This is a genomic window from Streptomyces sp. NPDC052721 (genome assembly GCF_040678315.1).
GTDB lineage: Bacteria > Actinomycetota > Actinomycetes > Streptomycetales > Streptomycetaceae > Streptomyces.
On sequence record NZ_JBFATL010000004.1, the window covers coordinates 1 to 23,798 of the forward strand.

26 protein-coding genes are annotated in these 23,798 nt (G+C 71.8%); 13 read left to right on the plus strand and 13 right to left on the minus strand.

The window, feature by feature from the left end; all coding sequences use genetic code 11:
• Positions 1 to 88 precede the first annotated feature (88 nt).
• From AB0L21_RS05225 to AB0L21_RS05250, 6 genes are all read right to left on the minus strand, one after another.
• Positions 89 to 877, minus strand: coding sequence for a hypothetical protein (locus AB0L21_RS05225; RefSeq protein WP_365782350.1), 789 nt, complete (start codon positions 875 to 877; stop codon positions 89 to 91).
• Between the two features lie 626 nt (positions 878 to 1,503).
• Positions 1,504 to 2,121 carry an RNA polymerase sigma factor gene (locus AB0L21_RS05230; RefSeq protein WP_365707595.1) on the minus strand — a complete coding sequence of 206 codons (618 nt, stop codon included), beginning with the start codon at positions 2,119 to 2,121 and terminating at the stop codon, positions 1,504 to 1,506.
• Positions 2,122 to 2,258: 137 nt separating this feature from the next.
• Positions 2,259 to 2,570 (minus strand): hypothetical protein, encoded by a 312-nt coding sequence (locus AB0L21_RS05235; protein WP_365782594.1) that lies wholly within the window; start codon positions 2,568 to 2,570, stop codon positions 2,259 to 2,261.
• 232 nt (positions 2,571 to 2,802) lie between these two features.
• On the minus strand, positions 2,803 to 3,384 hold the full coding sequence (locus tag AB0L21_RS05240) for a hypothetical protein (protein ID WP_365782352.1): 582 nt from the start codon (positions 3,382 to 3,384) through the stop codon (positions 2,803 to 2,805).
• Positions 3,385 to 3,503: 119 nt separating this feature from the next.
• A complete protein-coding gene (locus AB0L21_RS05245; protein WP_365782354.1) occupies positions 3,504 to 4,223 on the minus strand; it encodes a DUF4328 domain-containing protein in 720 nt (239 codons plus the stop codon).
• 147 nt (positions 4,224 to 4,370) lie between these two features.
• Entirely contained in the window at positions 4,371 to 5,993 is a 1,623-nt protein-coding gene (locus tag AB0L21_RS05250) for a glycoside hydrolase family 20 protein (RefSeq protein ID WP_365782596.1), read from the minus strand.
• A gap of 195 nt (positions 5,994 to 6,188) precedes the next feature.
• On the opposite strand from AB0L21_RS05250, the gene AB0L21_RS05255 reads away from it, so the two are divergent.
• The 5 genes from AB0L21_RS05255 to AB0L21_RS05275 all read left to right on the plus strand — a co-directional run bounded on the left by AB0L21_RS05255 (position 6,189) and on the right by AB0L21_RS05275 (position 10,377).
• Positions 6,189 to 6,764 (plus strand): 2-oxo-4-hydroxy-4-carboxy-5-ureidoimidazoline decarboxylase, encoded by a 576-nt coding sequence (locus tag AB0L21_RS05255; RefSeq protein WP_365782356.1) that lies wholly within the window; start codon positions 6,189 to 6,191, stop codon positions 6,762 to 6,764.
• Positions 6,765 to 6,955: 191 nt separating this feature from the next.
• Positions 6,956 to 7,336: a succinate dehydrogenase, cytochrome b556 subunit gene (gene sdhC, locus AB0L21_RS05260; protein WP_043195476.1), complete on the plus strand. Its 381-nt coding sequence runs from the start codon at positions 6,956 to 6,958 to the stop codon at positions 7,334 to 7,336.
• Between the two features lie 5 nt (positions 7,337 to 7,341).
• Positions 7,342 to 7,824, plus strand: coding sequence for a succinate dehydrogenase hydrophobic membrane anchor subunit (locus AB0L21_RS05265; RefSeq protein WP_365707603.1), 483 nt, complete (start codon positions 7,342 to 7,344; stop codon positions 7,822 to 7,824).
• Between the two features lie 19 nt (positions 7,825 to 7,843).
• Complete coding sequence (gene sdhA / locus AB0L21_RS05270; RefSeq protein ID WP_365707605.1) at positions 7,844 to 9,598, plus strand: succinate dehydrogenase flavoprotein subunit; 1,755 nt, start codon at positions 7,844 to 7,846, stop codon at positions 9,596 to 9,598.
• Positions 9,598 to 10,377, plus strand: coding sequence for a succinate dehydrogenase iron-sulfur subunit (locus tag AB0L21_RS05275; RefSeq protein ID WP_365707607.1), 780 nt, complete (start codon positions 9,598 to 9,600; stop codon positions 10,375 to 10,377). Before sdhA ends, AB0L21_RS05275 begins: the two co-directional genes overlap by 1 nt.
• A gap of 58 nt (positions 10,378 to 10,435) precedes the next feature.
• Here AB0L21_RS05275 and AB0L21_RS05280 read toward each other — a convergent pair whose 3' ends face one another.
• Positions 10,436 to 10,792 carry a hypothetical protein gene (locus tag AB0L21_RS05280; RefSeq protein WP_365782358.1) on the minus strand — a complete coding sequence of 119 codons (357 nt, stop codon included), beginning with the start codon at positions 10,790 to 10,792 and terminating at the stop codon, positions 10,436 to 10,438.
• Positions 10,793 to 10,950: 158 nt separating this feature from the next.
• Here AB0L21_RS05280 and AB0L21_RS05285 point away from each other — a divergent pair, with 158 nt between their 5' ends.
• The 6 genes from AB0L21_RS05285 to AB0L21_RS05310 all read left to right on the plus strand — a co-directional run bounded on the left by AB0L21_RS05285 (position 10,951) and on the right by AB0L21_RS05310 (position 15,311).
• The gene (locus AB0L21_RS05285) at positions 10,951 to 12,318 is read left to right on the plus strand and encodes an FG-GAP and VCBS repeat-containing protein (protein WP_365782360.1); all 1,368 of its coding nucleotides are present in this window, start codon (positions 10,951 to 10,953) and stop codon (positions 12,316 to 12,318) included.
• Positions 12,319 to 12,409: 91 nt separating this feature from the next.
• Entirely contained in the window at positions 12,410 to 12,820 is a 411-nt protein-coding gene (locus tag AB0L21_RS05290) for a VOC family protein (RefSeq protein WP_365782362.1), read from the plus strand.
• Positions 12,821 to 12,915: 95 nt separating this feature from the next.
• Positions 12,916 to 13,323, plus strand: a complete 408-nt coding sequence (locus tag AB0L21_RS05295; RefSeq protein WP_365707615.1) for a hypothetical protein — start codon at positions 12,916 to 12,918, stop codon at positions 13,321 to 13,323.
• A gap of 5 nt (positions 13,324 to 13,328) precedes the next feature.
• Positions 13,329 to 13,847: a DCC1-like thiol-disulfide oxidoreductase family protein gene (locus AB0L21_RS05300; protein ID WP_365782598.1), complete on the plus strand. Its 519-nt coding sequence runs from the start codon at positions 13,329 to 13,331 to the stop codon at positions 13,845 to 13,847.
• A 9-nt stretch (positions 13,848 to 13,856) separates the two neighbouring features.
• Positions 13,857 to 14,603 (plus strand): TetR family transcriptional regulator, encoded by a 747-nt coding sequence (locus AB0L21_RS05305; protein WP_365707617.1) that lies wholly within the window; start codon positions 13,857 to 13,859, stop codon positions 14,601 to 14,603.
• Positions 14,604 to 14,693: 90 nt separating this feature from the next.
• Positions 14,694 to 15,311, plus strand: coding sequence for a Uma2 family endonuclease (locus tag AB0L21_RS05310; protein ID WP_365782364.1), 618 nt, complete (start codon positions 14,694 to 14,696; stop codon positions 15,309 to 15,311).
• Here the strand turns inward: AB0L21_RS05310 and AB0L21_RS05315 are convergent, their stop codons facing one another.
• From AB0L21_RS05315 to AB0L21_RS05325, 3 genes are all read right to left on the minus strand, one after another.
• Positions 15,312 to 16,871, minus strand: coding sequence for an ABC transporter substrate-binding protein (locus AB0L21_RS05315; protein WP_365707622.1), 1,560 nt, complete (start codon positions 16,869 to 16,871; stop codon positions 15,312 to 15,314).
• 234 nt (positions 16,872 to 17,105) lie between these two features.
• Complete coding sequence (locus AB0L21_RS05320; protein ID WP_365782366.1) at positions 17,106 to 18,662, minus strand: metallophosphoesterase; 1,557 nt, start codon at positions 18,660 to 18,662, stop codon at positions 17,106 to 17,108.
• Between the two features lie 16 nt (positions 18,663 to 18,678).
• Complete coding sequence (locus tag AB0L21_RS05325) at positions 18,679 to 18,918, minus strand: SCO4848 family membrane protein (protein ID WP_030641438.1); 240 nt, start codon at positions 18,916 to 18,918, stop codon at positions 18,679 to 18,681.
• A 91-nt stretch (positions 18,919 to 19,009) separates the two neighbouring features.
• Here AB0L21_RS05325 and AB0L21_RS05330 point away from each other — a divergent pair, with 91 nt between their 5' ends.
• Entirely contained in the window at positions 19,010 to 20,269 is a 1,260-nt protein-coding gene (locus AB0L21_RS05330; RefSeq protein WP_365782368.1) for a D-alanyl-D-alanine carboxypeptidase, read from the plus strand.
• On the opposite strand, the gene AB0L21_RS05335 is transcribed toward AB0L21_RS05330, so the two are convergent.
• On the minus strand, positions 20,217 to 21,125 hold the full coding sequence (locus AB0L21_RS05335; RefSeq protein ID WP_365782370.1) for a YihY/virulence factor BrkB family protein: 909 nt from the start codon (positions 21,123 to 21,125) through the stop codon (positions 20,217 to 20,219). The genes AB0L21_RS05330 and AB0L21_RS05335 overlap by 53 nt on opposite strands.
• An 85-nt stretch (positions 21,126 to 21,210) precedes the next feature.
• Here AB0L21_RS05335 and AB0L21_RS05340 point away from each other — a divergent pair, with 85 nt between their 5' ends.
• Positions 21,211 to 21,966 (plus strand): SDR family NAD(P)-dependent oxidoreductase, encoded by a 756-nt coding sequence (locus AB0L21_RS05340; protein ID WP_365782372.1) that lies wholly within the window; start codon positions 21,211 to 21,213, stop codon positions 21,964 to 21,966.
• On the opposite strand, the gene AB0L21_RS05345 is transcribed toward AB0L21_RS05340, so the two are convergent.
• Entirely contained in the window at positions 21,963 to 22,547 is a 585-nt protein-coding gene (locus tag AB0L21_RS05345) for a 2'-5' RNA ligase family protein (RefSeq protein WP_365707723.1), read from the minus strand. The genes AB0L21_RS05340 and AB0L21_RS05345 overlap by 4 nt on opposite strands.
• A gap of 149 nt (positions 22,548 to 22,696) precedes the next feature.
• On the minus strand, positions 22,697 to 23,713 hold the full coding sequence (trpS, locus tag AB0L21_RS05350; RefSeq protein ID WP_365707632.1) for a tryptophan--tRNA ligase: 1,017 nt from the start codon (positions 23,711 to 23,713) through the stop codon (positions 22,697 to 22,699).
• Between the last annotated feature and the right edge of the window lie 85 nt (positions 23,714 to 23,798).

A 23,798-nucleotide genomic window follows, 5' to 3' on the forward strand; every position in this document is an offset into this window, starting at 1 on the left:
GAGGGCCCGGGCCCGGCACGCCGAGAGCACGCACCTGACGCCGCGCGGCCCGCCCTCCGGGCGGACGACGGGAGTTTGACGACAGGACCTAGGGCTTGCCGCCGGTCGCTTTGCCGCCGGCCGCGTTGTCACCGGTCGAGTTCCCCGCCCCCGCGTTCTGCTGGCTGCCGCCGCCCTTGCCCTCACCCTTGCCGGTGTTCCCGTTGCTTCCGGAAGTGCCCGCGTTGTCGGTGTTCTTGCCCTGCCTCTGCTCCATGCGGGCGGCGCAGTAGGCGGCGACCTTCCCTGGTCCCCCCGCCGCCTTGACGAGCCGCTGCCAGGCCGCCGCCTCCACGGCACCGCCGTGTTCCCCGGCGTGCGTGTAGGCACGGCAGTGGGCGAGAGTGTCCCGGGCGGTGGCCGGCCGGCTGGGGTGATCCGCGGACGCGGTGTCCGGGGGCCCGGCTTCCGTGGCGGCGGCCGAGGCGGGCGGAGTGCTCGCCACCGGCCGCGTGGACCGCGGCGATCGGCTCCGGTCGTCGTCGTGCGTACCGGACCCGGCCGAGCCGATGGCCGCGACGGCGACTCCGCCCAGTGTGAGGCTCGCCAGCGCGAGCGAGAGGGCGGTCCGCAGCGAGCGGTGGGCGGGTGCCGGCCGCCCGGGCCGCCAGTCGTCCCGGACGCGGGTCCGCGCGTCGTGCGCCCCCGCGTCGCGCGCGGCCCGGAAGGCGGCGACGGCGCTGCGCTCGGCCTCGGCGTCGACGCGGTCGACGCGCAGCGCGGCGGCGAGCCGCGTCTCCAGCCCAGAGGCGTCGGCGGGGTCCGGCACGGCGACGGCACCGCCGGGGTGCGCACGCCGACGACCGGTCAGCCCGCCGCCGCTGTGCCGTTCACCCATGCCCGTTCCCGCCCTCATCCGGTCCACCCGGAACTCCGTACGCCGATCCGCCCGCGCCCACTCGCCGGAACCCCCGGCGCCCACACCTACCGACCACCACAGCCCCGCGCCCGTGCCCGCCGACCGTCACAGCCCCGCGCCCGAACCAACGGACCTTCGAAGCCGTACGCCCACGACCGCCGGCCATGACGGCTCCGGGCCCGGAGCCACCGGCCGCCCCCGGCCCGTGGGCCCCGAACCCGAGGCCTCACAAGCGCCGGAAGCCAAGCCCCGAACGCCTCGGAGCCGAGCGCCGGCCGCTCCTGCGGCCAAGGCCCCGCCCGCGCCGGAACCCGAGCCCCGGACGCGTCCGGTGAGCCGAGGCCCAGGCGCACCCGGCCCCGGACCCCGCACCCCGCCGAAGCCGAGCCTCGAACGCCCCGAAGCCCAGGCCCCGAACGCCTCCGCCCCGAAGCCCCGGCCCGCCGAAGCCGAGCCCGCGAACACCGCCGCGGCCAAGACGCCCGGCATCCCCGCGGCCAAGGCCCCTGTGTCCATGGCCTCGGACGCCCCCGCTGCCCACGCCGGCGACGTCCGCGGAGCCAACGCCCCGCCCCCGTACATACGTCCCACACCCGCCGGCGCGTTCACCCCGGCTCACCCCGCGTCGGCGGATCCGCGTCCGTCGTACCGTCCGTGCCGAGCTGGCGGGCCAGGCGCCGCAGGCCCCGGTAGGCGGCCGTGCGGACGGCGCCGGGGCGTTTGCCGAGGACTCGGGCCGCGGCCGGGCCGTCGAGGCCGACGACCACCCGCAGCAGCACCGCCTCGGCCTGGTCCCGGGGCAGCGTGCGCACCAGTTCCAGAGCGCGCTCGGTGGACAGCGACTCCAGGGCCTGGTCGTGGGTGCTGTGCCGGCCGGGCAGCTCCAGGGCGTCCTGCTCCAACTGCGCCGCCCGGGGCCGTACCCGCTGCCGCCGCAGATGGTCCAGCGCGCGGTGCCGGGCGATGGTCGCGGTCCAGCCGCGGAAGCCCGCGCCGTCGCCCCGGAACCGGCCGAGGTCGCGCGCGATCTCCAGCCAGGCGTCGGAGGCGACGTCCTCCGCGTCCTCGCCGACCAGGCCCCGCAGATAGCCCAGCAGGCCGGGCTGCACGATCCGGTAGGCCACCGCGAACGCGGTCTCGTCGCCGTCCTGGGCCCGCGCGACGGCCGCGCCCAGCTCCCCGTCCCGCGGCTGCGGGCGGCGGGGTTCCCCTCCCTGGCCCAAGACCGTCCTCGTTCGTGCCGAGTTCCTGGCCACTGCGTGGCGCTTGCCTCACGGTGCGACACGCTCCGGCCGTGTCCCCGCCCTCCACGATCATCAGCGTCGGCCCCGACGGAAGTGTCACAGCCAGGCCGGACCGGTCAGCCGGGGGAGGTCGCGTCCCGGCACAACAGCCGCAGCGAGCCGTGGCCGGCGTAGCAGCGGCGGGCCTCGTCGATGGGGTCCCACAGCCGGCCGTCGGGGGTGCGCACCCAGTGCTCGCCGCCGGTCGCCCACCATTCGGCGCCGGTCTGACGGACGATCACCTCGCCGGCGTAGGCGCCGAGGCCGCGCAGCACGCTCTCGACGGCCGCGTACGGCGGTCCCTCACGCCGTATCTCCTCGATCATCCGGTCCACCCGCCACAGGCTCTGCGCCGAGTAGTCGAGCCGTACCCGCGCGCCCTCGCGCATGGTCGCCACCGCGTCCGCCGCCCACCGTACGGGCTTGACCGCGGCACTCGGCCTGGTCTCCTGCTGTGCTGCCCGGGACCGGTCGGTCGCGTGGGCTGTCACATGAGTCGTCACTTGGGCTGTCACATAGGGAACAGCGAGCCGGGGCGGGGTTCCGTCACCCGAATTCGAAACGTTTCTCCCGACGTTCGGCCAACCGTCGCAGGACCACCCCACCTCCGCCGCACGAGGGTCACAGGCTCCCCTCACGCCCCGGTTCGGCGACACTGCGCGCCCGGCGCGAGACCACCGCGCGCAGCACCCGGCGGCCCTCCACCGACACCTCCAGCGCCTGGCGCAGCCCCTGCGCGCCATGCCCCGCGAGGAGTTCCAGGACCGCGGCCTGGCGGCGCAGCTCGGCGGCGACGAGCGGCGGCAGGCCCGCCGTGTCGCCCGCGCGCCCGGCGTCGAGGCCGTCCGGGGCCGGGTCGCCGTCCGCGGCGGGGTCGAGCAGCCGGTGGACGCGCAGCGAGGCGACCGAGCAGGCGTCGGCCCAGGGCCGTACCGCTCCGGTGGTGCGCTCGGCCGGGGCCGACTCCAGCATGCGCCGGGTGAGCCGCGCGGCCTCGTCGTCGGCGGGGTCCGCGGGGCCGAGCGCGGTGCGGGCCAGGGCCAGGTCCGCGGACCAGTCGGAGCCGTCGGCGAGGCGGGCCCACAGGGGGCGCAGCAGCTCGTCGTCGCCGCCGAGCAGCGGCAGACACCGATCCAAACAAGCCAATCCGCCGGCGGCCAGTCCGCGTTCGTCGGCCTGTGCGATGAGTTCCACCAGGCTCATGAATGTCTCCCTCGCCAGGGCGCCGACCGGTACGGAGCCCGCACTTCCCCTTACTGCGTGCGACGGCGCGGGAGTGTCACAGCGGAGGTGTTTCAGCCAAAGGCGACAGCGGCGGGAGGTCAGCCGAACGCGGGGGCCGGCAGCTCACCCGAGAACACCTTGCGCTCCTGCATACGGGTCAGCCGGACGACCACCACGACGGCGAGGACGGCCGCCGCGATGTCGACCCCGTCGGAGAACAGCATCACCCGGGCGGCGTCGCGCAGTTCGGCCGCCGTCTCGGCGTTCCGGGACGTGGAGTAGGCGTACCGGCCCGCGAGGAGGCTGATGATCCACAGCGTCCACCAGGCGTTGACCGGCGTGTGCCCGGACCGCGCGCCCCAGGGAGCGCTGGCGTCCCAGCTGTCGGCGACGATCCGGCGCGGGAACCAGAGGTTGACGACCGGGCAGAACCACCCGCCGATCGCCCAGCCGCGCTTCATCCGCTGCCGGGAGGCGTCGAACACCTCGGCGTTCACCCGGACCCGCCACAGCCAGCACAGGTAGACGACCATCGTGGCGACCAGTGCGACCATCTGGGAGGCGCCGGCCACCGCGTAGAGCGCGTCCGCGCGGTCGGCCCGGTCGACGACACCGGCCCCACGGGCACCGCCGGCGATGTCGCCGGCGACGTCGAGTTCCAGCAGGTCCGCGGCACAGGCGAACAGGTCGGTGGCGATGACGAGCCCGAGCAGGACGGCGGTGGCCCGGCCGAGCGCGGCCGGCGAGCGCAGCCAGGCGCCGGGCGGCGCGGGATACGGCGGCGCGGGATACGGCGGCGTGGGCATGGGCGAGGTCATGACGGAGTTCCCCCGGGACGATGAGAGCCGGGCCGGCGCGTCGGCTCTCCCCGAGGCGAGGGGCGGCCACTGGTACGGACGCGCGCGTTCCGAGGACGCGCGCGGACACCGGAACATACGGCCGGACGCCGCCGTGCGTCCACTCGGTTACCGGCCCAGCCGGTCCGCCAGCTCACGGAAGCCGGCCCAGGACAGCGCGGGCGTGCGCGGGTCCCACAGCTTCTGCGCGGTGGCCCGCAGCGGCATCCGGATGCCGGCGGCGACCTGTGCCTCCGTCTGGGCGTTCGGGAAATCGGACCAGACCGCGAACGAGCCGCCGGGGATCTGCCCGTCGTAGCGTTCCGGCACGGCGGTCGTGCCGCGCAGCACCCGCGGGTTCCACTGCTCGTAGATCCGCTGTCCGGTCGGGTAGACGAAGGTCTGCGGCTGTCCGAGCACGTAGTAGAGGAACTCGTCGTTGTAGTTGAGCACCTTCCGCCCCGCGCTCAGGTACTCCACGGGCTGCCGGGCGCCGATCTCCTTGCCGGTCCAGTAGGCGACCCGGATGTCCGGGTCGGGCCGCACGGAGGTGTCGCGGTAGAAGCCGTCGTTCCACGCGCGGACGGTCCGGTCGTGGGCGCGGACGGTGGCCGCGCGGTCGTTCAGCCAGCCGGTGGCGAGGTCGGCGACGGTCGCGCCGGGGCCGAAGGCCTGTCGGGCGGCGGCGGCCAGCTGCGGGAACGAGGCCTGCGGGTCCCTGACGGTCAGCGCCTGGTACTCGTCCCCGCCCAGATGCCACTGGTCGCCGGTGAAGAGCCCGGCATACTCCTCGAGCAGATCGTCGACGATCCGCGCGGAGGCGTCCTCGGAGATGTCGACGGCGCCCCGCGTCGGCGCCCCGCTCGCGTTGCGCAGCTGGAGGTCCGGGTGGGCGGCGATGACGGCGCCCAGGTGCCCCGGTGAGTCGATCTCCGGTACGACGGTGATGTGCCGGCTGTCCGCCAGCGCCACGATCTTCCTGACCTGCGCCTTGGTCAGACGGTCCCTGGAGACGATCTCCGGGTGGCTGCCGGACTCGATCCGGAAGGCCTGGTCGTCGGAGAAGTGCAGGCCCAGCTCGTTGAACTTCAGGTCCCCCAGCTCGCGTATCCGGTCCTCGATCCAGGTCTCGCTGTACGGCTTGCGCGCGATGTCCAGCATGAACCCGCGCACCGGCTTGGCGGGCTCGTCCCGTACGACGCCCTCGGGTGCCGTACCGCCGCCGTGGACCTCCTGCTTCAGGGTGCGGGTGCCGTAGAACACGCCGGCCTCGCCGGGCCCGCTGATGTCGACCCGCCCGCCCCGGACGGTCATGGTGTACGACTCCTGGTTCCCGTCCCCGCCGCCGAGCGCGAGCCGCACGTCGCCCGCCCGCACGTCGTCCTTCTCCCCCGCGTAGCGCAGCCCCAGCTCCCGGGCTGTGAGCCGCCCCTCGTCGGCCAGCTCGGGGTCGCTCACCACCACCCGCCCGCCCGGCCGCGGTGTCCAGCCGGGCCCGCGCGCCGGGGTGTGGGAGCGCACCGTGGGTATCGTGCGCGGCGCCTGCGACAGCGGATAGGACCGGCTCGGGCTGGGACTCGCGGACGGTGTGCCCGGATCGCCGGAGTCGGCCACCCGGCCGGACGACGACTGACGCGCGCTGCCCTGCGGCGTTCCGCCGTCCCCGTCCGACGAGGCCCACACGCAGACGCCCGTGCCGAGCGCGAGGGTCCCGACGACCGCGGCGGCCACCACCGCCCGCTTCCGTATCACCTGCCGCGCCGGGCCCCGGCGCCTGTGCCTGTGCTGGATCACCCTGCCAACGTACGACCGATCTCCCCGTCAGCTGTCACCCGGGCGTTTCGAAACTCTCCCGTCCGGGTGAATTTCAGGCATCCCTCGGACACAGCGTGACCACTCTCGATAACCTGACGTCACACTTTTCACAGCATCCCCTGCCACACCACTGTGACGCGAGGACCCACGCTGCCCGCCCACCGCCTGCCGTATCTCCCCACACCCCTCGACGCCTTCAACACCGCGCCCGCGGACGAGGCCCGCACCCTCCTCCTGCACTGCGTGCACAGCCTGCGCTGGTCGCACCGGATCGCCGACCACCGCCCCTACCCCGACCTGGACGCCCTGCTGGCGGCGGCGGACGAGGCGGCGTACGACCTCTCCCCCGGCGATCTGGCCGAGGCCCTGGCCGGCGAGTCCCTCCCCGAGCTTCCCGAGGACACCTACTCGGCGGCCCACATGGCCCTGAGCGCCGCGCACGCCGCGTACGAGGCCCGATTCGGACACGCGTTCGTCATCTACCTGGGCGACGTCGCCCCCGACGAGGTCATCGACCACATCCTCGAAGCGATCCGGTCACGATTGGCAAACGATCCCGAGGAGGAACGGGTGGTGGCGGCGGACGAGCTCCGGCGCCTCGCACGGGGACGGCTGCTGACCCTGCTCAGTAGCGCAGGGCTGTGTTCGATTTGTGGCTACCGCCACATGGGCGCGACCAGCCCAAACACACCCGCACCGGGCAAATGACAGTCGAACCCGCCCCGGTGACCGCACCCGCTAGCCCAACCGCGTGCCACTTTGATCACACCGGTAGGCCCCCCGTAAGCACCACGGCGGCACGTGGATACCATGCAGAGGGCCGGTGGACCGTACCCGGCCGGGCCCGACCGACAGTGAAGCCGGCGCGGCCCTAGTCCCCGCTCCCGGAGGGTTCTTCCGTGCCGGCTGGAACGCTGTACCGCGGCCGGGAAGGAATGTGGTCCTGGGTGGCTCACCGAGTCACCGGCGTCCTCATTTTCTTCTTCCTGTTCGTTCACGTGCTGGACACCGCTCTCGTGCGTGTCTCCCCCGAGGACTACGACAAGGTCGTAGCCACGTACAAGACGCCGATCGTCGCGCTGCTGGAGTACGGCCTCGTCGCCGCCATCCTCTTCCACGCGCTCAACGGCCTGCGCGTCATCGCCGTCGACTTCTGGTCGAAGGGCCCGCGCTACCAGAAGCAGATGTTCTGGACCGTGATGGGTGTCTGGATCGTGCTGATGCTCGGGGCGATCTACCCGGTCCTCGGCCACGCCTACCGTGTCCTGTTTGGGAGCTGACGCCGATGTCCACGACTGAAACCGCGGCCTCCGGAGTCGGCCCCGTCGAGGGCGCTCCCGTCTACACCGTCGACAACCCGGCCCCGCTGATCGAGGCACCGCGCAAGCGCACCAAGAAGTCCCCGAAGTCGACCCGGGGCAACTTCGAGCTGGCGGCCTGGCTCTTCATGCGCCTGTCCGGCATCGTGCTGGTCGTCCTCGTCCTCGGCCACCTGCTGATCCAGCTCGTGCTGGACGGCGGCGTCTCCAAGATCGGCTTCGCCTTCGTGGCCGGCCGCTGGGCGTCCCCGTTCTGGCAGGTCTGGGACCTGCTGATGCTGTGGCTCGCGATGCTGCACGGCGCCAACGGCCTGCGCACGATCATCAACGACTACGCGGAGCGCCCGAACAGCCGGCTGTGGCTGAAGGGCCTGCTCTACACCGCCACGGTGTTCACCATCCTGCTGGGCACGCTGGTGATCTTCACCTTCGACCCGAACATCCGCTAGGCACGGGGCTGCGAGAATCATGAAGATCCACAAGTACGACACCGTCATCGTCGGCGCCGGTGGCGCGGGCATGCGCGCCGCCATCGAGGCGACGAAGCGCAGCCGCACCGCGGTCCTGACCAAGCTCTACCCCACCCGCTCCCACACGGGCGCCGCGCAGGGCGGCATGGCCGCCGCGCTGGCCAACGTGGAGGAGGACAACTGGGAGTGGCACACCTTCGACACGGTCAAGGGCGGTGACTACCTGGTCGACCAGGACGCCGCCGAGATCCTGGCGAAGGAGGCCATCGACGCCGTCCTCGACCTGGAGAAGATGGGCCTGCCGTTCAACCGGACGCCGAACGGCACCATCGACCAGCGCCGCTTCGGCGGTCACAGCCGCAACCACGGCGAGGCCCCGGTCCGCCGGTCCTGCTACGCCGCGGACCGCACCGGCCACATGATCCTCCAGACGCTGTACCAGAACTGCGTCAAGGAGGGCGTGGAGTTCTTCAACGAGTTCTACGTCCTGGACCAGCTGATCACCGAGGTCGACGGTGTCAAGCGCTCCGCCGGTGTCGTCGCCTACGAGCTGGCGACCGGCGAGATCCACATCTTCCAGGCGAAGGCCGTCATCTACGCCTCCGGCGGCTGCGGCAAGTTCTTCAAGGTGACGTCGAACGCCCACACGCTGACCGGTGACGGTCAGGCGGCGGTCTACCGGCGCGGTCTGCCCCTGGAGGACATGGAGTTCTTCCAGTTCCACCCGACCGGCATCTGGCGCATGGGCATCCTGCTCACCGAGGGCGCCCGCGGTGAGGGCGGCATCCTGCGCAACAAGGACGGCGAGCGCTTCATGGAGAAGTACGCTCCCGTCATGAAGGACCTGGCGTCCCGTGACGTCGTGTCCCGCTCCATCTACACGGAGATCCGTGAGGGCCGTGGCTGTGGTCCCGAGGGCGACCACGTCTACCTGGACCTGACCCACCTGCCGCCGGAGCAGCTGGACGCCAAGCTCCCGGACATCACCGAGTTCGCGCGGACCTACCTCGGCATCGAGCCGTACACGGACCCGATCCCGATCCAGCCGACCGCGCACTACGCGATGGGCGGCATCCCGACGAACGTCGAGGGTGAGGTCCTGGCGGACAACACCACGGTCGTCCCGGGTCTGTACGCGGCCGGCGAGGTCGCCTGCGTGTCCGTGCACGGCGCCAACCGGCTCGGCACCAACTCGCTGCTGGACATCAACGTCTTCGGCCGCCGCGCGGGCATCGCCGCCGCCGAGTACTCGGCGAAGGCCGACTACGTCGAGCTGCCGGACGCCCCGGAGTCCTTCGTGGTCGAGCAGATCGAGCGGCTGCGCACCTCCACCGGCAACGAGCGGGTGGCGACGCTCCGTCGCGAGCTGCAGGAGACCATGGACGCCAACGTCATGGTGTTCCGCACCGAGCAGACGATCAAGACGGCGGTCGAGAAGATCGCCGAGCTCAAGGAGCGCTACAAGAACGTGGCGATCCAGGACAAGGGCAAGCGTTTCAACACGGACCTGCTGGAGGCGATCGAGCTGGGCAACCTGCTCGACCTGGCCGAGGTCATGGCGGTGTCGGCCCTCGCCCGCAAGGAGTCCCGCGGCGGTCACTACCGCGAGGACTACCCGAACCGCGACGACGTCAACTTCATGCGCCACACCATGGCGTACCGCGAGGTGGGCGCCGACGGCTCGGAAACCGTCCGTCTCGACTACAAGCCGGTCGTCCAGACCCGCTACCAGCCGATGGAGCGTAAGTACTGATGGCTACCCCTGTTCTGGACAAGGCGGACGCGGCCGGCCAGCCCGAGCCCGGCTTCGCCGACTCCCCCTACATCACGGTCACCTTCCGCATCCGCCGGTTCAACCCGGAGGTCGCGGCGGAGGCCACCTGGGAAGACTTCCAGCTGGAGATCGACCCCAAGGAGCGGGTCCTCGACGGCCTCCACAAGATCAAGTGGGACCTCGACGGCACCCTCACCTTCCGCCGCTCGTGCGCGCACGGCATCTGCGGCTCGGACGCGATGCGGATCAACGGCAAGAACCGCCTTGCCTGCAAGACGCTGATCAAGGACATCAACCCCGAGAAGCCGATCACGGTCGAGCCCATCAAGGGCCTGACGGTCCTGAAGGACCTGGTCGTGGACATGGAGCCGTTCTTCCAGGCGTACCGGGACGTCATGCCGTTCCTGGTCGTCAAGGAGACGAACGAGCCCACCCGGGAGCGCTACCAGTCCCCGGAGGACCGCGAGCGCTTCGACGACACGACGAAGTGCATCCTGTGCGCGGCCTGCACCTCCTCCTGCCCGGTGTTCTGGAACGACGGCCAGTACTTCGGTCCGGCCGCGATCGTGAACGCCCACCGCTTCATCTTCGACAGCCGGGACGAGGCGGGCGAGCAGCGCCTGGAGATCCTCAACGACCGTGACGGCGTGTGGCGTTGCCGCACGACCTTCAACTGCACGGACGCCTGCCCGCGCGGCATCGAGGTCACGAAGGCGATCCAGGAAGTGAAGCGCGCGCTGATCACGCGCCGCTACTGATCCACGGACGCGCCCGCATCACCAGGGCCCCGCCCCCGCACCGGGGGCGGGGCCCTTGTCAGCCCTGGAACACCTGCGCCACGGCCAGCCCTTGTCCGGCGGCGAACCGGTAGAGGCCGCGCAGGTCCTCCGTTGCGTCCCGCAGGCCGTCCTCGTAACCGTCGGGGATGCCGCCGCCCCGGAACATCGGCGACAGCACCGCCGGCGCCGCCCGCATGACCTCGTCCAGGCCGGTCCCGGAAAGAGCTGCGTCCACCCGGGCCGCCTCGTCCGGCGACAGGGACAGGCGCACCGTTCCGACACCGTCGTCACCCGGCGGACTTCCACCCGAGACCATCGGTTCCGCCGGGTCTCCGACGCCCGCGCGCTCCAGCGACCGCCGCAGGACGTCTCCGTCCTCCCCCAGGTCGCACACGGGAACCGAGGGGGTCGTCCGCGGACCGCTCCGCGAGGTCGTGGAACCGTGAGACGACCGCGTCGAAGACCTTCCGGCCGAGGGGGGCAGGCGATCAGTGTCGTACAACTGTCCCCGGACGTCGTGGGTCTTGTGTGTGCACGCGATCAAGGAGAGACATGCGCACGCAGAGAAAGCTCGCCGTGGCGACGGCCACGGCGCTCTCGCTCACCGGTGGACTGCTGGCCTTCACGGCCGGGACGGCCGCCGCGGTGACGCCCGCCAAGTACGCCGACGACTTCAACGGCGACGGGTACCGGGACTACGCGTCCGGCTGGGGTGGCGAGGTCACGGTCACCTACGGCACGGCGACCGGGCCGGGGCCGAAGACGGTCACGTTCACGCAGGACAGCCCCAACATCCCGGGCAAGGCCGGTGATGCCGGCGGGTACGCCGACACGTTCGGCGACCAGGTGGCGAACGCCGACCTCAACCGTGACGGGTACGCCGACCTCGCCGTCGCCGACCCCAGCGAGAAGGTCGGTACGAAGGCCGGGGCGGGCGCGGTCACCATCCTGTGGGGCGCCAAGGCGGGCCTCGGGGCGAAGGCCACGCGCATCCCGGCCAAGTCGACGACCGCGTTCGGCGCGGCCCTGGCCTCCGGTGACTTCAACGGCGACGGCAAGCCCGACCTGGCCGTCGCCGACGTCACGGGCACCCTCTTCGTCTACCGGGGCGGCTTCTCCCAGTCCGGTACGACGGGCAGCGTCACCAAGCTGGAGGTCAGCCCCAGCGGCGCCGAGGTGCTGGAGCCGTCCGCGATCGTCGCCGGCAAGGTGAACAAGGACAAGGCCACCGACCTGTACGTGCTCGGCCAGGGCTACAAGAACGGCCGGGTGACGCAGGCCGCCTGGTTCGTGCAGGGCGGCTCCACCATCAAGCGCGGGAAGTACACGACGTACAACGCCACTCAGGCGGACTACGGCGCGACCGGCGTGATCGCCGACTTCGACAAGAACGGCTACGGCGACCTGGCCGTCAGCGACAAGCCGTACAACAAGGGCGCGGGCTCCGTGCTGGTGCTGCGCGGCGGCGCGAGCGGCCCGGGCACCTCCTACCGGCTGTCCCAGTCCACCGCCGGCGTGGCGACCGCCGCCACCAAGAACGACCGCTTCGGTTACGCCCTCTCCGCCGGCGACACCGACCGCGACGGCTACCCGGACCTCGCGGTGGGCGTGCCGGAGGAGGAGGTCGGCCAGGTCGCGAACGCGGGCGGCGTGCACGTCCTGCGGGGCGGCAGGAGCGGCCTGACCGGCGCCGGATCGCAGTGGTTCACCCGGGCCACGGCGGGCGTGCCGGGCAGCCCCACCGACTCCGAGGTGCTCGGCCTGTTCGTCCGGCTGCGGGACTTCGACCGGGACGGCGACGCGGACCTGCTGGTCTCGGGTGACCTCTACCGCAAGGGCCTGCTGCTGCGCGGGTCCGCGAAGGGCATCACGACCAGTGGCGCGTCGGAGTCCGACCTGGACCCGGGCTTCCCGCAGTGAGCCACTGACGGGTCCACCTGAGGAGCCCCACCGAAAGTCCGCTCCGGTGGGGCTCCTCGCTTCCCGGGAACAAGGCTCCTAATGTGACGACATGTCAGACGATGAGTCGTACGAACTGCTCGGTTTCGACAACGTGCTGCTCCCCGTCGGCGACCTCGGCGAGGCCGTCGCCTTCTACGAGCGGGCCGGCTTCGCCGTGGGCTTCCGGTTCGACGAGGGCGGGATCGCACAGCTGAAGGTCGGCGGGGAGACGCCCGGCATCCTGCTGCGCGCCGAGGAGGAGCTGCGGCACCGGACGCCGCCCTGGCCCTCGCCGCGTGTCTGGCTGGAGGTGCCGGACGCGCGGGTGGCGGCGCGGGAGCTGGCCGCCGCCGGCATCCAACCCCTGGACGAGGTCTTCCCGGTGGCCACCGGCTGGACGGTGGAGATCGCCGACCCCTGGGGGAACGTCCTCGGCTTCACGGACTACACCAAGCGCCCGGCACTGGGCCGCAGAGCCTGAGACACCGGCCACCACCCCTTCGGTTGAACGTGTTCAAAAACAGGTCTACAGTCATGCCTGTCAGCGTTTTGAACGCGTTCAAGAAGGGGTGGGGCATGGACCGCACCGTCATCGCCTACGTCATCTACCTGGTCGTCAGCATCGCGCTGACCGTCTGGGTGGCCCGCACGCTCAGCCGCAACGGCCGGATCTTCCTGGCCGACGTCCTGCGCGGCAACGAGAAGCTCGCGGACGCCGTCAACCACCTCCTGGTGGTCGGCTTCTACCTGGTCAACCTCGGCTTCGTGGCGCTGTACCTGGGGGACGACGAGACGATCGAGGACACCCGCGGCATCTTCGAGGCCCTGTCGACCAAGCTGGGCGTGGTCCTGCTGGTGCTCGGCGTGATGCACCTGGGCAACGTGTACGTGCTCAACAGGATCCGCCGGCGCGGGGTCATGGAGCGGGAGCAGCTGCCCCCGGTCACCCCGCAGGAGTGGATCGCCCCGACGGCCGGGGCGTGACGGCCGTGACCGGCACGACCGCCGTGACCGGGACGGAGGGCCGGGGTGCCGCGGGCGCCCCGGTCCGGGGGCTGACCGTCCTGTACGACGCCGAATGCGCCCTGTGCGCCCATCTGCGCGACTGGCTGGCCCGCCAGCCCCAGCTGGTCCCGCTGGAACTTCTGCCTGCCGGCTCGGCCGAGGCCCGCAGCCGCTTCCCGGGGCTCGACCACGCCGCCTCCCTCGACGAGGTCACCGTCGTCGGTGACTCCGGACAGGTCTACCGGGGCTCGCGCGCCTGGATCGTCGTCCTGTGGGCGCTGCGCGAACACCGCCCGCTCGCGCACAGGCTGGCCGGGCCGGCCGGCGCCAAGCTGGCCCGGGGCGCGGTGCTCGCGGCCGCGAAGTGGCGGGAGACGCACGGGCGGGGGGCGCAGTGGGGCGGCCACGTGTACCGGCGGGCGGACGGCTGGTCGTACCACCCGCGCACGGGCTGGGCCTACTCCCCGCCGTCCTGCTCCGGGGCGGCCCCCGCCACTCGTTAGGCTCCTACCGTGCCCGCGAAGAACGACGGCCCCGAAGCGGCCGGCCCCCACAGCAGCAAGTCCGAGCAGACCCGTGCGCTGATCCTGGAGACCGCGATGCGGTTGTTCCAGGAGCGCGGGTACGACAAGACGACGATGCGGGCCATCGCCAAGGAGGCCGGGGTCTCCGTCGGCAACGCCTACTACTACTTCGAGGGCAAGGAACACCTGATCCAGGGCTTCTACGACCGGATCGCCGCCGAGCACCAGGCGGCGGTCCGGGAGGTCCTGGACCGGGAGACCGACCTGGAGGCGCGGCTCGCGGGCGTACTGACCGCGTGGCTGGACATCGCCCGGCCGTACCACGAGTTCGCCGTCCAGTTCTTCAAGAACGCCGCCGACCCCGACAGCCCGCTCAGCCCCTTCTCGCCGGAGAGCGAGCACGCGCGCGAGCAGGCCATCAGCGTGCACCGGGAGGTGCTGGCCGGCTCGAAGTCCAAGGTGGCCCCCGAGCTGCGGGACGTGCTCCCGGAGCTGATGTGGCTCGCCCAGATGGGCCTGGTCCTGTACTGGATCTTCGACCGCACGGAGGGGCGGGAGCGCAGCTACCGGCTGGCGCGGCGGGGGGCCCGCCTGACCGCCCGCGGTGTCTCCCTGGCCCGCTTCCGGGTCCTGCGGCCCCTGGTCCTGGAGGTCCACGAGCTGTTCACGGACTTCCTGCCGGGGATGACGAAGGTGCTGCCGGACCCGGGGCGGGGGGGCCGGGACGGCGAGTGATCACTTTCGGGTGAACGCGCGGGAACAGGACGCCCGGGGTTCCGGCTGCCTACGATGATGCTCTCGGCACCAGCCCCTAGGAGGCACGCGATGTCCGCTGCATCCGTCGAGCAGCCCTTCGACGCCGACGAGCCGTTCTCCCTCACGGCCATCGCCGACGAGATCATGGAGCGCCATCCGGGCTACCGCGTCGAGATCATCGGAGGCCATCTCCTCGTGACCCCTTCACCGGATGCCCCCCACGCCCGCGTTCTGACCGATCTCATGATTCCCTTCCTCGCCGCCGGACTGCACGGCGCGGAGACCGAGGTGCTCCAGAGCGTCGCGATCAAGCTTCCCACCGGCGCCGAGGACTACTGCATCCCCGACCTGGTCGTCGTGGACGCCGACATCGACGACCACTTCATCGAGAACAACGCCTACGACCCGGTCTGCTTCCGCCTGGTCCTGGAGGTCACCTCCGGCAACTGGCGGGACGACCTGAAGACCAAGGTCGGCGCGTACGCCGAGGCCAAGGTGCCCGTCTACCTCGTGGTCGACCGCAAGCACCAGCGCCTCCACGTCCTCACGGAGCCCGCCGGGAACGAGTACACGAACCACCGTGTCCACGCCCCCGGCGAGACGGTGACGCTGCCCGACTCGATCGGCGCCGAGGTCGCGCTCGACGTGGAGCAGATCATCAAGGCCGGGCAGAAGAAGGCCGACTGATCAGATCCAGGTCAGGCGCCACAGGCGGAACACGCCCGTGCCGTCCGACAAGTACTGGCCGCCGCCCACGTCCTCGGTGCTGACCACGTACTCCTTGCGCTGCCAGAGCGGGATCAGCGGGACGTCCTCGGCCACGTCCGTCTGGATGTCCTTGAAGTCCTTCGCGGCCCGGGTGCGGTCGGCGAACTGCCGGCTGTCCAGGATGAGATGGTCGACCAGCTTGTTGCTGTACCCGGTGCTCATGGTGGAGCCGGTGCCGACGAGCGGTCCGCCGAAGGTGTCCGGGTCGGGGTAGTCGGCGACCCAGCCGACCGCCCAGGCGTCCATCTTCCCGGCGGCCCAGCGCTTCTGGAAGTCGGTCCACTCGTAGCCCTTGACGTCCACCTTGAACAGGCCGCCCGCCTCCAGCTGCTTCTTCAGCTCCGCGGACTCCTCCGCGCCCGCGCCCCGGCCGACGCCGTAGCCGAGGGTGAAGCGGACCGGCAGGCTCACCCCGGCCTCGGTGAGCAGCCGGCGCGCCTTCTCGGTGCTCTGGGTCGGGTAGGAGTCGAAGAACGAGGTGGTGTGCCCGGTGATGCCCGTCGGAATCAGCGAGTACAGCGGGTCGACCGTGCCCTCGTACACCGTCGTGGCCAGCTGCTCACGGTTGACCAGCCAGGCCATCGCCCGGCGCACCCGCACGTCGTGCAGCGGGGAACCGGAGCGGGTGTTGAGGTACAGGTTGCGGGTCTCGGCGCTGTCGGACTCGGTGACCCGCTGCCCGGGGTCGCTCGGGTTCAGCTGGGAGAGCATGCCCGGCGGCAGGGTCCGGGTGGCGACGTCGACCTTCCGGCCCTTCCAGGCCCGGTCCAGCTTCGCGGAGTCGGCGTAGTACCGCAGCTCGACCGGGCGGCCGACGCCGCTCAGATAGCCCTTGTAGTGCTCGTTCGGCGCGAGGTCGGCCTTCTGGTCCTTGGCGTACGCCGTCAGCGTGTACGGTCCGGTGCCGTCGACGGCGGTGCCCGTGCGCAGGGCGTCGGCGGGGTACTTGTCCTTGTCCACGATCGAGCCGGCGCCGGTGGCGACCTTCAGCGGGAAGGTGGCGTCCGCGGACGAGAGGTGGAAGGTGACGGTGTGCGCGTCGTCGGCGGTCACCGAGGCGAGCGTGTCGAACAGGGACGCCGGACCGACATCGGAGTTGATCTTCTTGACGCGCTCGAAGGAGTGCTTCACGTCCTCGGCCGTCATGGCGCGCCCGCTCGGGAAGGTGATCCCGGAGCGCAGGGTGCACCGGTACGTCCTGAGGCCGCTGCCCTCGAACGCACAGCTCTGCGCGGCGTCCGGGACCGGCTCGACCCCGCCCGGCTCGAAGGTCAGCAGCGTCTGGAACACATTGCTGAACAGCGCCCAGGACCCGGCGTCGTAGGCGCCGGCCGGGTCGAGTGCGGTGACCGCGTCCGTCGTACCGACGGTGATGGTCTTGTTCTTGTCCTCCGACGACGGCAGCAGCTGCCAGCCGCCGATCCCCACGACGGCCAGCACGAGCAGCGTCACGAGAATCCGCATGCGAACAGATCGCATGGTGGTGCCCTCCCCAGGCCCGTCAGGGCCCTACCCCTGGCCCAGCACGAATCGGCCACTCCCCTAAGTGGCGCGGCTCACCTAATCACACCGGTTTCACTGCGGGGAAGGGCTTTCTGACCCAGTTGTGAAAGAACTTACCGAGGCGTTGTTTTCCGCCGGGTTTCACAGCTCGTCCACAGGCGTGGGAGCGGTTCCGGTCAAGCGGGTGACGGCTCGCGCACGCGTGGCGGCTCACGCGCGCGTGGCGGCCAGTTCGATCACCGTCACGTCCGACGGCGCCCCCACGCGGGTGGGCGGCCCCCAGGCACCCGCGCCCCTGCTGACGTACAACTGCGTGTCGCCGTAGCGGTCGAGACCGGCGACCGTGGGATTGGCCGCGGCGGCGAGGAGGCTGCCGGGCCAGAGCTGGCCGCCGTGGGTGTGGCCGGAGAGCTGGAGGTCGACGCCGTGGCGGACGGCCTCGTGGATCTGCACCGGCTGGTGGGCGAGCAGCACGCACGCGCGTACCGGGTCCCGGTCGCCGAGCGCCCTGGCGAAGTCCGGGCCCTGGCCCTCGCTCTCGCCCTGGACGTCGTTGACGCCGGCCAGGTCGAAGTACGGCAGCTCGGTGCGGGCGTTCTGGAGCGGGTGCAGGCCGAGGTCGCGGACCTCTCCGATCCACTGCTCGGCGCCGGAGAAGTACTCGTGGTTGCCCGTGACGAAGTACGCGCCGTGGCGGGCGCCGAGCTGCGCGAGGGGGGCGGCGGCCGGACCGAGGTCCTTGACGCTGCCGTCGACCAGGTCGCCGACGACCGCGATCAGGTCCGGCTGGGTGGCGTTGACCGTGTCGACGACTCGCTGTGCGAAGCCCCGGCCGAGGACGGGGCCGAGGTGGATGTCGCTGACGACGGCTATGCGGAAGCCGTGTGCTGCTCGCGGGAGTTTGGTCAGCGGGACGGTGACGTGTTTGACCCGGGGGCCCTTCAGGACTCCGTAGGTGCCGTGGCCCACTGTCGCCACGGCGGCGGTTGTGGCGGCGCCGGCGAGGAGGCGGGCGACGACGAGGCGCCGGGTGGGCTCTTGGACGCCAGGTGCCGGTTCCGGTACCGGTGCCTGTGCCCGTGCCGGTGGTGCCGGGGCCGGTGCCTCAGTGACCGCCCCAGGGGGCTCCGCCCCCTGGACCCCCGGCCCCTGCCCACCCACCACCCGACTCGGTCGGCCGAGAGGTGAAGCCGCGGGGTCCGGGCTCGGGCGGCCGGAAGGTGAGACCGCAGGGTCCGGGCCAGGGCGGTCGGGAGCTGAAGCGACCGGGTCCTGGGTCGGTCGGCCGAGAGGTGAAGCCACGGCGTCCGGGCTCGGGCGGCCGGAAGGTGAGACCGCAGGGTCCGGGCTCGGGCGGCCGAGAGGTGAAGCCGCGGGGTCCGGGCTCGGGCGGCCGGAAGGTGAGGCCGCGGCTTCCCGGGGCGGGCGGTCGACGGGTGGGGGCGGGAGGCGTCGGCTCAGGCGGTTGAGAAGTGGGCGTACGGCCTCGGCCGCCAGTACCCCCAGCAGCAGGTACAGCGCCAGGGCCAGCCACAGGAAGCCCGGCCAGGCCAGGGTGCGCTGGAGCCAGAAGGGGGCGCCCGCGCGTTCCGCGACCAGGGCTCCGACCGTCAGGGCCGGGCCGGTGACGAACAGTGCGGTGCCGGTGCGGCGGGCCGGGCCCGGGCCGCGTGTGGTGTCGCGGACCAGGCGCCGCCACACGTACCGGTGCAGGCCCGCCACGACGGCCAGGACGGCCAGGGCGACGAGCGCGAAGACGATGACCACCCCGGCCGGTCCCCCGCTATGAGTTCCGGCGCAGTGCGCGCAGACCGCGCAACCCGATGACCCCGATGACCGTCCCCAATACGAAGGAGACGACCGCCAGCAGCAGATGCACCCAGAAGTACGCGGTCGGGTGACCGTCGTCGAAGGCGAGCCCGCTGCTGTCCTTGACCAGGTTCTTGACGAAAGTGACCCAGATGACCCAGGACCACACCCCGAACGCGAGCAGGAACCAGGAGACCGGGCGGCTGAGCTTCATGAGTCCAGTATCGCCGTCCCGTGTCCGGTTCCGTGTCGGGGGTGCGGCGGGACGCGGGACTTCGCGGTCGGGTGCCGGTACGTTCTCGGTCGTGCCCGCACCGAACACGACCGTCAGGCGATCCCTGCTGGTCACCTCCGCCACCCTGCTGTCCCTGTCCGTCACCGCACCCGCCGCCCTCGCCGCGCCGACCCCCTCGACGAGCCCGACGGCCACGCCCCCGGCCCGGATGTCCACCGTGGGCGGCGCCCGGCTCGGCATGCCGGGCACGCAGGTCAACCTCGCCCCGGGTGTGCCGGTCCTGCCCAAGGACCTCACCGCCCGTTCCTGGATCGTCTCCGACGCCGAGTCCGGGGAGGTCCTCGCCGCGCACAACGCGCACTGGCCGCTGCCCCCGGCGAGCACGCTGAAGATGCTGTTCGCGGACACCGTGCTGCCCCGGTTCCCCAAGGGCACCCAGCACAAGGTGGCGCCGTCGGACCTCAAGGGCGTGGGCGTCGGTTCCAGCGTGGTCGGGATAAAGGAGGGCGCCACCTACTCCGTCCACGACCTGTGGCTCGGGGTCTTCCTGCGCTCGGGCAACGACGCCGTGCACGTGCTGTCCCAGATGAACGGCGGCATCAAGCAGACCGTCCAGGACATGCAGGACCACGCCGAGGAACTCCAGGCCCTGGACACGCACGTGGTCTCGCCGGACGGCTACGACGCTCCGGAGCAGGTGTCGTCGGCGTACGACCTGACGCTGTTCGCCCGCTCCGGGCTGCAGAAGAAGGACTTCCGCGACTACTGCTCGACGGTGAGCGCGAAGTTCGGCTCCGCCGAGATCCGGAACACCAACCGGCTGCTGAGCGGCGATACCGACGTCCCCGTCTACCAGGGCATCGCGGGCGTGAAGAACGGCAACACCACGCACGCGGGCGCCACCTTCACCGGGGTCGCCGAGCGGAACGGCAAGGTGCTGCTGGTCACGGTGATGAACCCGGAGAAGCGCGAGCACAACGAGGTCTACAAGGAGACGGCGAAGCTGTTCGACTGGGGCTTCCAGGCCGTCGGCAAGGTCAACGCGGTGGGCGAGCTGGTGCCGCCGAAGAGCGCCGCGTCAGCCACCCCGCAGCCCGGCCCCGGCACGTCCGCCGCGCAGGACCCGGAGCAGGGGTCGGGGCGGGCGGGCGGGACCGGTGGGCCGGGGTCGAAGCCCGTGGCGAGTGCCACCGCCGCGTCCGGCTCCAGCGGGGTCGGGATCGCCCTGGCCGTCGTGGGCGGGCTGCTGGTGCTGTTCGGGGGCGGGGCGTTCCTGGTCAACCGCCGGTGGCCGCTGCCGGATCTGATGCGCCGTCGGACGCGTCCCTGAGGTCCGCCTCCTTGCTGGGTGTCGCCGTCCAGGAGGCGCAGAACAGGACCAGTTTGGCGGTGAAGTTGATCCACAACAGCAGTGCCACGGGGACACCGAACGCGCCGTACACGCTCTTCGCGGCGATCCCCTGGATGTAGCCGCTGAGGAGCAGCTTCAGCAGTTCGAAGCCGATCGCGCCGAGCAGCGCGGCGACCAGCAGGCGGCGGCGTGGCGGTTCGACCCCGGGCAGCAGGGTCAGGACGTAGAGCAGGACGAGGAAGTCGGCGAGCACGGCGACGGCGAACGCGGTGATCCGCAGCAGGACGCTGCCCCAGCTGTGCTCGTCCAGGCCGATCTGCCGGGAGACCAGGCCGACGGCGGCCGAGGCGAGGGTGGACGCGGCGAGGGTGACCAGCAGGGCGCCGCCGAAGCCGAGCAGGATGCCGGTGTCCTTGGCCGTGGTGACGACCGGGTTCTCGTCGCGGTCCGGCAGCTCCCACACCGCGCGCAGGCAGTCCCGGACCTGGCCGACCCAGCCGATGCCCGTGAACAGCAGGGCCGCGCCCGCGATGACGCCGACCGTGCCCGCGTTCTGCACCAGGGAGGTAAGGTCGAGCTGGTCGGCCAGGCCCGGGAACTGGTCGGCTATCCGGTGCTCCACGGTCTTCTGGCGGGCCGGGCTGAGCGTGGCGGCGGTGATCGCGGCGGCCACGGTCAGCAGCGGGAACAGCGCCACGAAGCTGACGAACGTCATGGCGGCGGCGAGCCGGGCCCACTTCACCCGGTCCAGCCGCTCGTAGCACCGCCACGCGTGCGTGAGCATCAGCCGGGTGACGATCGGCCCGATGCCGGGGAGCCTCTTCAGCCAGTCCATGATCCGACTGTGCCCGCTGCGCATGCGCGTCAACACCGCGTTTCTTCAGCAGAACGGTCATATGCGGGCGATACGGTCAGCTGTCATGAAGGACGCCACCGATCTGCCCCAGTCCCTGCTCGTCCTCGGCGGCACGTCCGAGATCGCGCTGGCCACCGCGCGCCGGCTGATCGCCCGCCGCACCCGCACGGTGTGGCTGGCGGGCCGCCCCTCCCTGGCGCTGGAGAGCGCCGCCGGGAGCCTGCGCGCGCTCGGCGCGGACGTGCACACCGTCGCCTTCGACGCGCTGGACCCCGAGTCCCACGAGGCCGTCCTCGGCAAGGTGTTCGCCGACGGGCCCGTCGACATGGTGCTGCTCGCCTTCGGCATCCTCGGCGACCAGGCGCACGACGAGCGCGACCCGGTGCGGGCCGTGCGGGTCGCCCAGACCAACTACACCGGGGCCGTCTCGGCCGGCCTGGTCGCCGGGCGCGCTCTGCAGACCCAGGGCCACGGGTCCCTCGTCGTGCTGTCCTCCGCCGCCGCCGAACGCGCCCGCCGGGCCGACTTCATCTACGGCTCCAGCAAGGCCGGCCTCGACGTCTTCGCCCAGGGCCTGGGCGACGCCCTGCACGGCACCGGCGTCCACGTCATGGTCGTACGCCCCGGGTCCGTCCGGACGGGACAGGCGGCCGGCCGGGTGCGGACACCGCTCGCCGGCACGCCGGAGGCGGTCGCCACGGCGATCGAACTGGGCCTGCGCCGCCGCTCGGAGACGGTGTGGGTGCCGGGTGTGCTCCGTCTGCTGCTGGCGGTCCTGCGGCATGCGCCCCGGGTGGTGTACCGCTGGCTGATGGCCTAACGGCTGGCGATCGTGCCCCGTTCGACTTCCGTGTGGCCCGGCTGGGGCGGTACCACGGGCCCCCCGAAGGTGTACTCGCGCAGCTTGCGCCAGACGCCGTCGGCGCCCTGCTCGTACAGCGCGAAGCCGGTGCACGGCCACTCGGCCTCGAAGTCCGCCAGTTCCTCGAAGGCGCGGTCCATCGCCGCGTCGTCGATGCCGTGCGCGACGGTGACATGCGGGTGGTACGGGAACTGCAGCTCGCGCGCCACCGGGCCGGAGGCGTCCCGGATGCGCTGCTGGAGCCAGGCGCAGGCGTCGGCGCCCTGGACGACCCGCACGTAGACCACCGGCGACAGGGGCCGGAAGGTGCCGGTGCCGGACAGCCGCATCGGGAACGGCCGGCCCGCGGTGGCGACCTCGGAGAGGTGCGCGTCGACCGCCGGCAGGTCGGCCTCGTCCACCTCGGTCGGCGGCAGCAGTGTGACGTGCGTGGGGATGCCGTGAGCCGCGGCGTCGCCGAAGCCCGCGCGCCGCTCCTGGAGCAGGCTGCCGTGAGGCTCCGGGACCGCGATCGACACGCCGATCGTTACGGTCCCCACGTCGTCTCCTGTCGTCGCGTCTGTCGTCTTCTCGGCCGTCTCGTCCCGGCCGTCGGCTATCGACTGTACGGCCACGGATGTCCTTCGGGCAGGCGCGGCGGAAGTGATGTGCAGCGCTCTGCCCGCGCGGACCCGTGCGGTCGTACGCCTCAGTGCTTGGCCGGGAGGAAGCCCACGCGGTCGTACGCCTGCGCGAGGGTCTCGGCGGCGACGGCACGCGCCTTCTCGGCGCCCTTGGCGAGGACCGCGTCGAGCGTCTCCGAGTCGTCCAGGTACTGCCGGGTGCGCTCGCGGAACGGCGTGACGAACTCGACCATGACGTCGGCGAGGTCCGTCTTGAGCGCGCCGTACATCTTGCCCTCGTACTCCTGCTCCAGTTCGGCGACGGTCTTGCCGGTGAGCGTGGAGTAGATGGTGAGGAGGTTGGAGACGCCCGGCTTGTTCTCGGGGTCGTAGCGGATCACCGTGTCCGTGTCGGTGACGGCGCTCTTGACCTTCTTGGCCGTGGTCTTCGGCTCGTCGAGGAGGTTGATGAGGCCCTTCGGCGTGGACGCCGACTTGCTCATCTTGACCGTCGGGTCCTGGAGGTCGTAGATCTTCGCCGTCTCCTTGAGGATGTACGGCTTGGGGATCGTGAAGGTGTCGCCGAAGCGGCCGTTGAAGCGCTCGGCGAGGTCGCGGGTCAGCTCGATGTGCTGGCGCTGGTCCTCGCCGACGGGCACCTCGCCCGCCTGGTACAGCAGGATGTCCGCGACCTGGAGGATCGGGTACGTGAACAGGCCGACGGACGCCCGGTCGGCGCCCTGCTTGGCGGACTTGTCCTTGAACTGGGTCATGCGGCTGGCCTCGCCGAATCCGGTGAGGCAGTTCATGATCCAGGCCAGCTGGGCGTGCTCGGGGACGTGGCTCTGCACGAACAGCGTGCAGCGGTCCGGGTCCAGGCCGGCGGCCAGCAGCTGGGCGGCGGCGAGCCGGGTGTTGGCGCGCAGCTCCTTCGGGTCCTGCGGGACCGTGATCGCGTGCAGGTCGACGACCATGTAGAAGGCGTCGTGGGACTCCTGCAGGGCCACCCACTGGCGGACGGCGCCGAGGTAGTTGCCGAGGTGGAACGAGCCGGCGGTGGGCTGGATGCCGGACAGCACGCGGGGGCGATCAGCAGTGGCCATGCTGCCCATTCTCTCAGAGGCCCAGGGTGTGGTTGGCCCGAGAGGTGGGGGGTGGTTCGGTGCGTGGGGACTGCGGACCGGTCCT

Coding starts and splice junctions, on each gene's coding strand:
- AB0L21_RS05225 (WP_365782350.1), bottom strand. CDS start 877: ATGGGTGAACGGCACAGCGGCGGCGGGCTGACCGGTCGTCGGCGTGCG.
- AB0L21_RS05235 (WP_365782594.1), bottom strand. CDS start 2,570: ATGCGCGAGGGCGCGCGGGTACGGCTCGACTACTCGGCGCAGAGCCTG.
- AB0L21_RS05240 (WP_365782352.1), bottom strand. CDS start 3,384: ATGAGCCTGGTGGAACTCATCGCACAGGCCGACGAACGCGGACTGGCC.
- AB0L21_RS05245 (WP_365782354.1), bottom strand. CDS start 4,223: ATGACCTCGCCCATGCCCACGCCGCCGTATCCCGCGCCGCCGTATCCC.
- AB0L21_RS05265 (WP_365707603.1), top strand. CDS start 7,342: ATGTCCACGACTGAAACCGCGGCCTCCGGAGTCGGCCCCGTCGAGGGC.
- sdhA (WP_365707605.1), top strand. CDS start 7,844: ATGAAGATCCACAAGTACGACACCGTCATCGTCGGCGCCGGTGGCGCG.
- AB0L21_RS05275 (WP_365707607.1), top strand. CDS start 9,598: ATGGCTACCCCTGTTCTGGACAAGGCGGACGCGGCCGGCCAGCCCGAG.
- AB0L21_RS05285 (WP_365782360.1), top strand. CDS start 10,951: ATGCGCACGCAGAGAAAGCTCGCCGTGGCGACGGCCACGGCGCTCTCG.
- AB0L21_RS05290 (WP_365782362.1), top strand. CDS start 12,410: ATGTCAGACGATGAGTCGTACGAACTGCTCGGTTTCGACAACGTGCTG.
- AB0L21_RS05295 (WP_365707615.1), top strand. CDS start 12,916: ATGGACCGCACCGTCATCGCCTACGTCATCTACCTGGTCGTCAGCATC.
- AB0L21_RS05310 (WP_365782364.1), top strand. CDS start 14,694: ATGTCCGCTGCATCCGTCGAGCAGCCCTTCGACGCCGACGAGCCGTTC.
- AB0L21_RS05315 (WP_365707622.1), bottom strand. CDS start 16,871: ATGCGATCTGTTCGCATGCGGATTCTCGTGACGCTGCTCGTGCTGGCC.
- AB0L21_RS05325 (WP_030641438.1), bottom strand. CDS start 18,918: ATGAAGCTCAGCCGCCCGGTCTCCTGGTTCCTGCTCGCGTTCGGGGTG.
- AB0L21_RS05335 (WP_365782370.1), bottom strand. CDS start 21,125: ATGGACTGGCTGAAGAGGCTCCCCGGCATCGGGCCGATCGTCACCCGG.
- AB0L21_RS05340 (WP_365782372.1), top strand. CDS start 21,211: ATGAAGGACGCCACCGATCTGCCCCAGTCCCTGCTCGTCCTCGGCGGC.
- trpS (WP_365707632.1), bottom strand. CDS start 23,713: ATGGCCACTGCTGATCGCCCCCGCGTGCTGTCCGGCATCCAGCCCACC.